Below are 11,952 nucleotides of genomic sequence, written 5' to 3'. Positions count from 1 at the left end.
AATTTTCGTCAGTCGTAAATTGAAGAAGGTGGGATGTCAACGCGAAATCGACGTACGCGTTCAATATCGTGACAGATGGTGACATCCAACAGACGTCACCAAGCGGCCCAAGGATGCGGGCAACTCGAAATATTTTTTGAGAGGCAGTCGCTCTTCAGGCGAGTTTGGCCATTTCCCGGAGCCGGAATTTCTGGATCTTGCCGGTCGAGGTCTTTGGAATCTCGGCGAAAATCACGGCTTTCGGCACTTTGAAGCGGGCAAGCAGCGCACGGCAGTGCTCAATGATCTCGGCCTCGCTCGCCGTCTTGCCGGGCTTCAGCTCGACATAGGCGACCGGCACCTCGCCCCATTTGTCGTCATGGCGCGCCACAACGCCGCAGGAAGCGACGGACGGGTGTTTGTAGAGCGCATCCTCGACCTCGATCGAGGAAATGTTCTCGCCGCCCGAGATGATGATGTCCTTGGAGCGGTCCTTGAGCTGGATGTAGCCGTCGGGATGCATGACGCCGAGATCGCCGGAATGGAACCAGCCGCCGGCGAAGGCCTCGTCGCTGGCCTTGCGGTTCTTGAGATAGCCCTTCATGACGATGTTGCCACGGAACATGACCTCGCCGATGGTCTCGCCGTCGGCCGGCGTCGCCTGCATCGTTTCGGGGTCCATGACGGTCAGGCCTTCGAGCGCGGCGTAGCGCACGCCCTGCCTTGCCTTCTTGGCGCTGCGCTCGCCCTTTGCGAGATCGTCCCATTCGCCGTGCCATTCGTTGACCACGGCCGGGCCATAGGTCTCGGTCAGGCCATAGAGATGGGTGACGGCAAAGCCGGCATCGGCCATCCCCGACAGCACGGCTTCCGGCGGCGGCGCGGCCGCGGTGTTGAAGGTCACCGTCTGCGCGAACGTGCGCTTGTCCTCATCCCGGGCGTTGATCAGCACCGACATGACGACCGGCGCGCCGCAGAGATGGGTGACGCCGTGATCGGCGATGGCGTCGTAGATCGGCTTCGGCCGCACCCAGCGCAGGCAGACATGGGTGCCGGCCTGGACGGCCAGAGTCCACGGAAAGCACCAGCCATTGCAGTGGAACATCGGCAGCGTCCAGAGATAGACGGCGTGCTTGGCCATGCCGGCATGGATGGTGTTGGTGTAGGCCATCAGGGCGGCACCGCGATGGTGATAGACGACGCCCTTCGGATTGCCCGTCGTGCCCGAGGTGTAGTTGAGCGAGATGGCGTCCCATTCATCGTCGGGCATCGACCAGGCGAAATCCTCGTCGCCGCCGGCGACAAAATCCTCATAGTCGAGCCCGCCAATCCGTTCGCCCTTCGGATAGGGGGCGTCGGCGGCGTAGTCGGGATCGTCATAGTCGATGACCAGCGGCTTGACCTTGGCCAGATCGAGCGCCTGCCGGACGACGCCGGAGAATTCGCGGTCGACGATGAGCACCTTGGTCTCGGCATGGTCGAGCTGGAAGGCGATGACCGCGGCGTCGAGGCGGGTGTTGAGCGAATGCAGCACCGCCTTGGTCATCGGCACGCCGAAATGCGCCTCCAGCATCGGCGGCGTGTTGGACAGCATCACGGTGACCGTGTCGCCCTTGCCGATGCCGCGCTTTTGCAGCGCCGATGCGAGCTTCAGCGAGCGGTGCCAGAAATCGCGGTAGCTGATGCGCTGGCGGCCGTGGATGATGGCGATGTGGTCGGGATAGGTCTTTGCCGCGCGCTCCAGATAGGTGAGCGGCGTCAGAGGCTGGTGGTTGGCCGCGTTCCTGTCCAGATCCTGTTCATAGGAATTGCCCATCCCGTCCTCCCCAAGTCCTTTTCGAGCTTTCTAACCTTAGGGCTCTCGTCAGGCCATCCCCCTGAATGGTCGAAAATGCTATGCTGTCCGGACTTTGTAGAACGACCATCCCGGATGCGTTTTGCTTAGAGGCGATCGCACTCACGCATGCCAATTTGACTTTTGTCGAGAGCCATGACTAATGTCAGCCGAGGAGACGGCATGGCGATCCGACCGGCAGAACAACTCATTCACAAAGCCGCCTGGCTCTACTATGCGCATGGCCTGCGGCAGGACCAGGTTGCGAGCCAGCTTAACATTTCGCGTGCTTCGGTGGCCATGTATCTGCGCAAGGCGCGCGAGACCGGCATCGTCAACATCTCGACCTCGACGCAGCTGTTCACCGATGACGTGATGGCGCGCAGGCTCGAGGATGCCTTGAAGCTCGACGCGGTCTGGATCGCGCCGGAGAACGGCTATAACCCGGACCAGTCGACTGATATCGCCGTGCTGGCGGCGAGCGTCTTTCTCGAACTGGTCAAGAAGGGCGACCGCATCGGCGTCGCCTGGGGCCGCACCGTCTATACGATCGCCGACATCATGTCCTATGCCGACCTGCAGGATGTCACGGTGGTGCAGCTCTGCGGCAATCTTGGCGCGCCCTACTCCTATCGGCCCGACCAGTGCACCATGGAAATCGCGCGCCGGCTCAACGCCAAGGGGCTTAATTTCTATGCGCCGCTGGTGCTGTCGACGGAAGAGCTGGCGCGTGCGTTGCGCGCCGAGCCGGTGATCCGCGAACAGCTGGCCGGCATCAGCGATTGCAATCTCGCGCTTTTCTCCGTCGGCACCGTCGATGCAGACAGCCATGTCGTCAAATGCGGCGCGCTCAACCCGGACGAAATGGCCGCGCTGCGCGGCATCGGCGCCGCCGGGGTGATTGCCGGACAGATCATCGACGCCAGGGGCGAGGCACTCGACTGCAGCTACAACCGCCGGGTCATTTCGGCTGAACTCGGCTCGCTGCGCGCCATCGAAAAACGCTTGATGGTGGTGCAGGAGGACAGCAAGTTCGAGCCATTGCTCGCGGCGCTTGCGGGCGGGCTTTGCACGCATCTCGTGGTCGGCGCGCATATGGCGCAACGGCTGCTCGATCATGCCGGAGCGACACCACATAAAGCATCCTGAAAAAGGCACCCTTCGCCGGCGCATTGTCATCAAGGCGTCGCGGCATTCCTGTTTCACCACCCAAGTCAGCAACTGGACGAAGCGAACATGAAGAATTTGTGGAACGACGACACGGCCGAGAAACTCGTCGCCGACTATGCCAAGAAGGGCGTCGGCCGCGACCTCGCGCTGCGCGTCTACACGACGCGGCTGCTGGGCGGCGTGCCGCAGCTGGTCCTGCATGGCGGCGGCAACACGTCCTGCAAGATCAAGGCGACCGACCTCGTCGGCGATGAATGGGATGTGCTGTGCGTCAAGGGCAGCGGCTGGGACATGGCCGTCATCGAGCCGCAGGGACTGCCGGCGGTCAAGATGGGCGCCCTGCTCAAGGCGCGCGCGCTGGACAAGCTCGCGGACGAGGACATGGTGGCGCTGCAGCGGGCAAACCTCATCGATCCGTCCTCGCCCAATCCCTCGGTCGAGACGCTGCTGCATGCCTTCCTGCCGCATAAATTCGTCGACCACACCCATTCGACCGCTATCCTGGCCATCGTCGACCAGGAAGACTCGAAGCCGCTGGTAAAGACGGTCTTCGGCGAGAAGATGGGCTACGTGCCCTACATCATGCCGGGCTTCGACCTTGCCAAGGCGGCGGCCGACGTCTTCGATGCCGACCCGACGGTGGAAGGACTGATCCTCGACAAGCACGGCATCTTCACCTTTGGTAACGATGCCAAACAGGCCTATGACCGGATGATCCACTATGTGAACGTCGCCGAGGAGTACGTCGCCAGGAACGCCAAGCCGAAGGCTGCCAAGGCGGCGTTGCCGGCAAGGCTCGCGACGCCGGCGTCCATCGCGCCGATGCTGCGCGGCGCCGTTGCGGTGGCGCGCGGCGAAGGCCGCTTCGACCGCATGATCTCTGACTTCCGCACCTCCGACGGGATCGTCGATTTCATCAATTCGGCCGCCATCGCCGACTATGCCGGACGCGGCGTGTCGACACCGGATCTGTCGATCCGCATCAAGACCGGGCCGATGGCGGTGCCGGCGCCCGATGCCGACAAGGTCGGCGACTACAAGGCCGTCATCAAGAGCCATGTCGACGCCTTCGCCAAGGAGTACCGGGCCTATTTCGAGACCAATGACGCACTCGACGACGTCAAGCGCACCATGCTCGACCCGATGCCGCGGCTGACGCTGGTGCCGGGGCTCGGCATGTTCGGCCACGGCCGCACGCTGAAGGATGCCAGGATCGCCTCCGATGTCGGCGAGATGTGGATCGAGGCGGTGCGCGGCGCCGAAGCCGTCGGCCGTTTCCATCCGCTGTCCAAGGCCGATTTGTTCCCGCTCGAATACTGGTCGCTCGAACAGGCCAAGCTTGCCTCCAACAAGCAGAAGCCGCTGACCGGCCAGGTGGTGCTGATCACCGGCGGCGCCGGCGCGATCGGGGCTGCAGCGGCAAAGCTGTTCGCCGACAATGGCGCCCATGCGGTCGTCGTCGATCTCGATGCCGAGAAGGCCGCCGATGCCGCCAAGAAAGCCGGCAACAATTCGATCGGCGTCGCCGCCGACATCACCGACCCGGCCCAGGTGCGCGCGGCCTTCGACAAAGCTGTGGCCGTGTTCGGCGGCGTCGACATCCTTGTCTCCAACGCGGGCGCGGCCTGGGAAGGCCGGATCGGCGAGCTCGACGATGCGCTGCTGCGCAAGAGCTTCGAGCTCAATTTCTTCGCCCACCAGTCGGTGGCGCAGAACGCCGTGCGCATCATGCTGGAACAGGGCACCGGCGGTGTGCTGTTGTTCAACACCTCCAAGCAGGCGGTCAATCCCGGTCCGAAATTCGGCGCCTATGGCGTGCCGAAGGCGGCGACTTTGTTCCTGTCCAGGCAATATGCGCTCGACTACGGCGCCCATGGCATCCGCTCGAACGCCGTCAACGCCGACCGCATCCGCTCCGGCCTTTTGACCGACGCCATGATCGCCAGCCGCTCCGGCGCGCGCGGCGTATCGGAGAAGGAATACATGTCCGGCAACCTGCTCGGCCAGGAAGTGACGGCGCAGGACGTGGCGCAGGCCTTCCTGCATCACGCGCTGGCCGAGCGCACCACCGCCGACGTGACAACGGTGGATGGGGGCAACATCGCGGCGGCGCTGCGGTAGGGTTTCCGGCAGATAACAAAAAGGGCGGCTCGCAGGCCGCCCTTTTCATATGTGCTACGACGACCCCTACTTCGCGTTCGGGTTCGGCATCCAGGCCGGCATGGCGACATCTGCATGGGCGAACTGCGGCAGCTTGGCCGACAGGTCTTCCATGTTCTTGATGTCCTTGTCGATCAGCTCTTTCTGGGTGATCAGCGTCGGCGGCACGATGACGTTGTGGCCAGGGTCTTCACCGGCGAGCAACTGCGCCAGCGCGCGCACCGAGACCTGGCCAACGACGGCCGGGTTGGTGGCGGCGGTCGCCGCCCAGGCGCTGTCGGGCTCGCGCATCGCCGATATGTCCGATGTCGAGATATCGGCCGAATAGATCTTGATGCCCTTGTTCAGGCCGGCTTCGTCGACGGCGATCTTCACGCCCTTGGCGAACTCGTCATAGGGGGCGAACATCACCTTGATGTCGGGATGAGCCGACAGCACCGAACGCGCCTGGTTGGCGACCGAGTTGGCGATCGGGTTGTCGAGCGTGCCGAACATCGCGACTTCCTTGACACCCGCATATTTCTTCTTGACGTCGACCCAGGTCTCGTTGCGGCGGTCGAGCGGCGCGATACCGGCGACGTAGACATAGCCGGCATTCCAGCTCTCGCCATTGTCCTTCACCGCCTGTTCGAGCGCGAGGCGGGCAAGGTCTTTGTCCGACTGCTCGATCTGCGGGATCTTCGGGTTTTCGACATTGACGTCGAAGGCCACGACCTTGATGCCGGCGTCGACCGCGCGCTGGGCCGCATCCTTCATCGATTCTGTCAGGCCGTGCTGGATGATGATGCCCTGCACGCCGAGCGCGATGGCCTGGTCGACCATGTCGGACTGAAGGGCGGCATCCTGGCGACTGTCGAGCACGCGCAGGTCGATGCCGAGCGCCTTGGACTGCGCCTCGACGCCCGAGAGATAGGCCTGGAAGAAGTCACCGGTCGAGAGATAGCGCACCAGCGCGATCTTGACGCCGGGCTTGTCGAACGGGGCCGGCTTGTCCGCGGCAAAAGCCGGGACCTGCATCAGCATGGTTGCGCCGGCCAGCCCGAGCGCCACCTTCCCCAGAAGTCTTCTCGTGATGTTCACCTTGTTTCCTCCACTCTTGTTGAACCCAAAAATCCTGTCCGGTCGAGACTACCCCCTGCCCCTGCCCGAAAGGGCAAAGGTGAAGACAAGGGCGACGACCAGAACCACGCCCTTGACGAAATCCTGCGTGTAGTAAGGCGCGTTCATCATCGTCAGGCCTTGCAGCAAGATGCCGACGAACAGCGCGCCGACGGCGGTGCCGAAGGCGTTCGGCTTGGCGGCACCGAGCACCGCGTAGCCGATCAGCGCCGCGGCAACCGCATCGAGCAGCAGATTATTACCCGAGGCGATATCGCCGCGTCCAAGCCGTGCGGCGAGCAAAATGCCGCCGATCGAGGCAAAAACTCCTGAAATAACGTAGGCCCAGATCTTGTATGCCTTGACAGGCGCACCAGCGAGTTCGGCCGCGCGCTCATTGGAGCCGACCGCATACATCATGCGGCCGAAGCGGGTGTATTCGAGGAAGAACCAGATCAGCACGGCCAGAACCAGCAGCACCACCACCGACACCGGAATGAGGTTCGGGATAAAGAAATCGAAGCGGTGGCGGCCGAGCGCCAGGAAGGCGTCGCCGAACTTGCCATTGGCGACCGAACCGTCTGGCATGGTCATGCCGGTGGCGATCGAGCGGCCTTCGGTCGGGATGCGCTGCAGGCCGACGAGCAGGAACATCATGCCGAGCGTCGCCAGGAGATCGGGCACGCGCATATAGACGATCAGCCAGCCATTGATCAGGCCGACAATGGCGCCGATCAGCAGGCAGACGACGACCGCCACGACAGCGTTCTGCTCGAGCACCACCATGACATAGGCAGCCGCCATCATGGCCGATGTGGCGACCGAACCGATCGACAGGTCGAAGCCGCCGACGACCAGCGTGGCGGTGACGCCGAGCGCCAGCACGCCGGTGATGGCCACCGACTGGAAGATGAAGACGGCACTTTGCGGCGAGACGAACCCGTCGGCGGCGATCGCGAAATAGGCGACCAGCCCGAACAAGAGGACGATGAACCCATAGCGGATGGCGTAGTCGCGCAGCGTCATTCAGCCCACCCGCGCGACGCAGCCATTCTTATCCAACTCGGACCCATAGTCTCTCCATTCCAATTCTACCCGCCGCGCGGCTTAGGCGGCGCTATGCAGCGGCCCGCCGGCGACCTCGGCCAGCAGGCGATCGAGATCGACCTCGGCGTTGCGGTGTTCACCGACGATCGTGTGTTCCGACATCACCAGGATGCGGTCGGCCGTCTCCAGCGCCTCGTCGAGTTCGGTGACGAACAACAGCGTCGCGCGGCCATTGGCGCTTGCCCTCAGTTTGGCGGCGATGTCGCGCCTGGCCGAGATGTCGACGCCCTGAAAGGGCTCGTCGAGGATGAACAGCGCTGCATTCTGCGCCATCCAGCGGGCGACCATGACCTTCTGCTGGTTACCGCCGGACAATGCCGACATCTCGTCCTTCTCGGAGCGGCAGACGATGCTGAGTTCCTCGATCTGCCGGCGCGCGGTGGCGCGTTCGAGGCGGCGCTTGAGCACACCAAGATTCGACATGCGCTTGAGGAACGGCAGGCTGACATTGCGCTCGATGTTGAAGCCGCCGACGATGCCGCTGGTCGCGCGATCCTTGGCGACGAGGAACACGCCGGCGGCGATCGCATCGCCGGCCGATCGCGGCGCATAGGGCTTGCCGTTCATCGTCATCGTGCCGGCCAGCGGCTTGCGCACGCCGAACAGCGTCTCGGCAAACGCGGTCTTGCCGACGCCGACGAGGCCGGTGATGGCAACGACCTCGCCATCGCCAAGCGTCAGCGAAATCGGCCTGGCCCCATGCCCGAAGCGCAGGCCTTCGACCGTCAGGACCGGTTTAGCGGAACTCCTGGCAACGATCTGGTCGAGATGGATCTTGCGGCCGAGCATGGCATTGACCGCGCCTTCATAGTCGAGCGGCTTGGTGTCAAAGACACCCGAAATAATGCCGTCACGCATCGAGACGATGCGATCGGCAAGCCGCCTGATGTCGGACATGCGGTGCGAGATATAGAGGATCGCCACGCCTTGCTCGCGCAGCCTGTCGACCAGCGCGAACAGCCGGTCGGCCTCGGCGCTGGAGAGCGAGGACGTCGGCTCGTCGAGGATCAGCACCTTCGGCTGATGCGCCAAGGCGCGCGCGATCGCCACCATCTGGCGATCGGCCAGCGAAAGGTCGTTCACTCGGGCCTTGAGATCGATGGCCAACCCCATGCGGTCGGCGACGGCCTTGGCCTCGCGGCGCACCCGGGCCGGATTGAACAGGGTCGGCACGCCCTTGCCGCTGAGCCTGTCGAGCGTCAAATTGGTGGCGACATCGAGGTCGGCGACCACGCCGTCAATGATATTCTGGTGCACCGTGACAACGCCGGCGCGGATCGCCTCCGCCGGCGTGTTCGGCGCAAAATCCTGGTCCGCGAGGGTCATCGTACCGCCGCCGCACTCGTAGACGCCGCTGATGATCTTGACGAGGGTGGATTTGCCGGCGCCATTGGCGCCCATCAGCACGGTGACTTCACCGGAATGCAGCTCGAGCGAGATGCCGCCAAGCACCTCGTTGCGGCCAAAGGATTTCCTCAGTCCCTCTACACGGAACACGGCATTGCCGACCATGCGTTCCTCCCTGACCATGACGCTATGGGCTACATCGGCAATTGTCAACACGATTGACAATTGCCAGATCGCTTCCTAGCTTGGCCCCGCCGTCAGGGCTCCCTTATGATCGGAGCGCACAGGCGGGAGGGACACGAATGACCGGGAAATTGCCGTTCGAAGCACTGTCGGTGGAGACGCTTGCAACGCGCCTCGGCACGAACGCGGCGCTGTGCGCCAAGATCGGCAGGGACACGATACACTGGGAGGTACGCGAGGTCGGCGACGGCAATCTCAACCTCGTCTTCATCGTCGAGGGCGCCGGCGGCGCGGCCGTGGTCAAGCAGGCCCTGCCCTATGTCCGCCTGGTCGGCGATAGCTGGCCGCTGCCGCTGAAACGTTCCTTCTTCGAGTATCACGCGCTGACAAGGCAAGAGGCGCGCGCGCCGGGCTCGGTGCCGGCGATCTATCATTTCGATGAAGGCCAGGCGCTGATCATCATGGAGTATCTGGCGCCGCCACACGTCATTCTCAGGCGTGCCCTGATCGACGGGCGCCAGCTTCCCAACATTGCCAGGGATATCGGCCTGTTCATGGCCCGCACGCTGTTTCGCGGTTCCGACCTGTCGATGGTGGCCAAGGATCGCAAGGCCGATCTGGCGCTGTTCGCCGACAATGTCGAGCTCTGCGACATCACCGAGAACCTGGTGTTCTCCGATCCCTATTTCGACGCCAAGATGAATCGGCATACGCCGCAGCTCGAGGGAGTCGTTGCCGAACTGCGCGCCGATCGCGACCTGAAGGTCGAGGCGCAGCGGCTGAAGCACATTTTCGCCGCCAATGCCGAGACATTGCTGCATGGCGATCTGCATTCCGGCTCGATCATGGTCACCGACACGGAGACCCGGATGATCGATCCGGAGTTCGCCTTCTACGGACCAATGGCCTTCGATGTCGGCATGCTGCTCGCCAATTTCTGGATGTCTTTCTTCTCGCAGCGTGGACATGAGGAGAAGGGCAAGCGCGATGCCATGCGCGCCTATCTGCTCGGGGTTACCGCAGAGACATGGGCGGTGTTCCGCGCCGAATTCTCGCATCTGTGGCGCAGCGAACGCAGCGGCATGCTCTATCAAAAAAGCCTGTTCGAGGATCAGGGCGACAGGCTGGGTGCGGAACAGGCGCTCGACCATGTGCTGCACCAGATCTGGACCGACCTGCTCGGCTTTGCCGGCATCGAGGTGCACAGGCGTATCCTCGGCCTCGCCCACAATGCCGATTTTGAGACCATTGCCGATGAAGAGCTTCGCGCCAGTTGTGAGGCAAAGGCGCTAAAATTCGGCCGTCACATCGCCGTCAACCGGCGCCAGATACACAGCATCGACGAGGTCAACACCCTGGCCGCGCTGATCGAACAGGAGAGCAGCATTTGAACGTCGGCGACCGCCACTACCGCACCATCTGGCTGAGCGATGACGGGCGTTCGGTCGAGATCATCGACCAGCGCTGGCTGCCGCATGATTTCCGCATCGAAACGATCGGCACGGTTGCCGGCATCGCCACCGCCATCCGCGACATGTGGGTGCGCGGCGCGCCGCTGATCGGCGTCACCGCGGCCTACGGCGTCGCCATGCAGATGGCGGATGATCCGTCCGACGCAGCGCTCGATGCCGTGTGGGAGACGCTGCACGAGACGCGCCCGACGGCGATCAATTTGCGCTGGGCGCTGGACGAGATGCGGCGCTTCCTCAAGCCGCTGCCGACGGAACAACGCGCCGCAGCCGCCTATCGTCGCGCCGCCGAGATCGCCGACGAGGATGTCGGACTGAACCGCGCCATTGGCGAGAACGGACTTGCCGTCATCCAGGCGATCGCGGCGCGCAAGCAGCCGGGCGAGACGGTCAATATCCTGACCCATTGCAATGCCGGTTGGCTGGCGACCGTCGACTACGGCACCGCCACCGCGCCGATCTATCTGGCAACCGAAGCCGGCATCCCGGTCCATGTCTATGTCGACGAAACGCGGCCGCGCAACCAGGGCGCCCAGCTTACCGCCTGGGAGATGGCCGGCCACGGCGTGCCGCACACGCTGATCGTCGACAATGCCGGCGGCCATCTGATGCAGCGCGGCGCGATCGACATGGTCATCGTCGGCACCGACCGCACAACCGCCGATGGCGATGTCTGCAACAAGATCGGCACCTATCTGAAGGCGCTCGCCGCCGCCGACAATGACGTACCGTTCTATGTCGCGCTGCCCTCGCCGACCATCGACTGGACGGTGCGTGACGGCCTTGCCGAAATCCCGATCGAGGAACGCTCCGGCGACGAGGTGTCGCTGGTCTGGGGCAAGACCGCCAAGGGCGAGATCGCCCAGGTGCGCGTGTCGCCCGAAGCGACGCCGGCGAGGAACCCGGCCTTCGACGTGACGCCTGCACGGCTTGTGACCGGGCTGATCACCGAACGCGGCATCGCCAAGGCCTCGCGCGACGGCCTGAAGGCGATGTTCCCCGAACGGGCATAGCACCGATGCCGGCTAGTACAACGGCTTGCTCATGTGCCCCGGCGTCGGCCACGTGTCGGTGATGCCGGGCTGCACCGGACGCTCGAGATAGGTCGACAGCACCACATAGCTGCGCGTCGAGGTAACGCCGGGCGTTTCGTAGAGGCGAGCAAGCAGCCCTTCCAGCGCCCTCGTGTCTTCCGTGCGGACCTTCAGCAGCATGCAGGTATCGCCGGCGACTGTGTGGATCTCCTCGACTTCCGGATATTGCGAAACCGCCATCAGCTCCGGGGTCTTGCCCCAGCCCCTGGTGTCGATATGCACGAAGGCGAGCAGCGGCTTCTTCACCGCCTTGGGGTCGATGATCGCTGCCGTGCCGCGAATGGCGCCGCTGCGCCGAAGACGTTTGACCCGCTCATGCGCGGCTGGCGGTGAAAGCCCGACCCGATCGCCGAGTTCGGCGTAGCTGACCGTCGCGTCGTCAACGAGAACACCTAATATTTTTCGGTCAATTGCATCGACATCGCGGGGCGCCGGCCTGTTCTGCAGAATGCCATCTGTTTCTTCATCCATGTCGATAATCCTGATTGCCACGGAATTTAATACGGCCATT

Annotated in this window: 9 protein-coding genes; 4 read left to right on the top strand and 5 right to left on the bottom strand. The window is 63.7% G+C overall.

All coding sequences use genetic code 11. The annotated features are described in order from the left end of the window. Window positions 1-154: 154 nt before the first annotated feature. Window positions 155-1,795, bottom strand: a complete 1,641-nt coding sequence (locus tag CK226_RS05220) for an acyl-CoA synthetase (protein WP_095791246.1) — start codon at window positions 1,793-1,795, stop codon at window positions 155-157. A 201-nt stretch (window positions 1,796-1,996) separates the two neighbouring features. Here CK226_RS05220 and CK226_RS05215 point away from each other — a divergent pair, with 201 nt between their 5' ends. Together CK226_RS05215 and CK226_RS05210 are read left to right on the top strand one after the other, a co-directional pair. Further along, a complete protein-coding gene (locus tag CK226_RS05215) occupies window positions 1,997-2,962 on the top strand; it encodes a sugar-binding transcriptional regulator (RefSeq protein WP_095791245.1) in 966 nt (321 codons plus the stop codon). A gap of 87 nt (window positions 2,963-3,049) precedes the next feature. Continuing rightward, on the top strand, window positions 3,050-5,104 hold the full coding sequence (locus tag CK226_RS05210; RefSeq protein ID WP_095791244.1) for a bifunctional aldolase/short-chain dehydrogenase: 2,055 nt from the start codon (window positions 3,050-3,052) through the stop codon (window positions 5,102-5,104). Between the two features lie 66 nt (window positions 5,105-5,170). Here the strand turns inward: CK226_RS05210 and CK226_RS05205 are convergent, their stop codons facing one another. From CK226_RS05205 to CK226_RS05195, 3 genes are all read right to left on the bottom strand, one after another. After that, window positions 5,171-6,223 (bottom strand): substrate-binding domain-containing protein, encoded by a 1,053-nt coding sequence (locus CK226_RS05205; protein ID WP_095786894.1) that lies wholly within the window; start codon window positions 6,221-6,223, stop codon window positions 5,171-5,173. Between the two features lie 48 nt (window positions 6,224-6,271). Beyond that, window positions 6,272-7,267 (bottom strand): ABC transporter permease, encoded by a 996-nt coding sequence (locus CK226_RS05200; RefSeq protein WP_095791243.1) that lies wholly within the window; start codon window positions 7,265-7,267, stop codon window positions 6,272-6,274. 81 nt (window positions 7,268-7,348) lie between these two features. Further along, window positions 7,349-8,860, bottom strand: a complete 1,512-nt coding sequence (locus CK226_RS05195) for a sugar ABC transporter ATP-binding protein (protein ID WP_095791439.1) — start codon at window positions 8,858-8,860, stop codon at window positions 7,349-7,351. 137 nt (window positions 8,861-8,997) lie between these two features. Here CK226_RS05195 and mtnK point away from each other — a divergent pair, with 137 nt between their 5' ends. Continuing rightward, a complete protein-coding gene (mtnK, locus tag CK226_RS05190) occupies window positions 8,998-10,269 on the top strand; it encodes an S-methyl-5-thioribose kinase (RefSeq protein WP_095791242.1) in 1,272 nt (423 codons plus the stop codon). Next, on the top strand, window positions 10,266-11,360 hold the full coding sequence (gene mtnA / locus CK226_RS05185; RefSeq protein WP_095791241.1) for an S-methyl-5-thioribose-1-phosphate isomerase: 1,095 nt from the start codon (window positions 10,266-10,268) through the stop codon (window positions 11,358-11,360). The genes mtnK and mtnA overlap by 4 nt, the downstream gene beginning before the upstream one ends. 12 nt (window positions 11,361-11,372) lie before the next feature. Here the strand turns inward: mtnA and CK226_RS05180 are convergent, their stop codons facing one another. Further along, window positions 11,373-11,912, bottom strand: coding sequence for an Lrp/AsnC family transcriptional regulator (locus CK226_RS05180; RefSeq protein WP_095791240.1), 540 nt, complete (start codon window positions 11,910-11,912; stop codon window positions 11,373-11,375). Window positions 11,913-11,952 lie beyond the last annotated feature (40 nt).

Origin of the sequence: Mesorhizobium sp. WSM4311 (assembly GCF_002295115.1) — a bacterium.
GTDB lineage: Bacteria > Pseudomonadota > Alphaproteobacteria > Rhizobiales > Rhizobiaceae > Mesorhizobium.
Note: the sequence above shows the minus strand (reverse complement) of the source record. Positions and strands in the feature narration are given on the sequence as shown.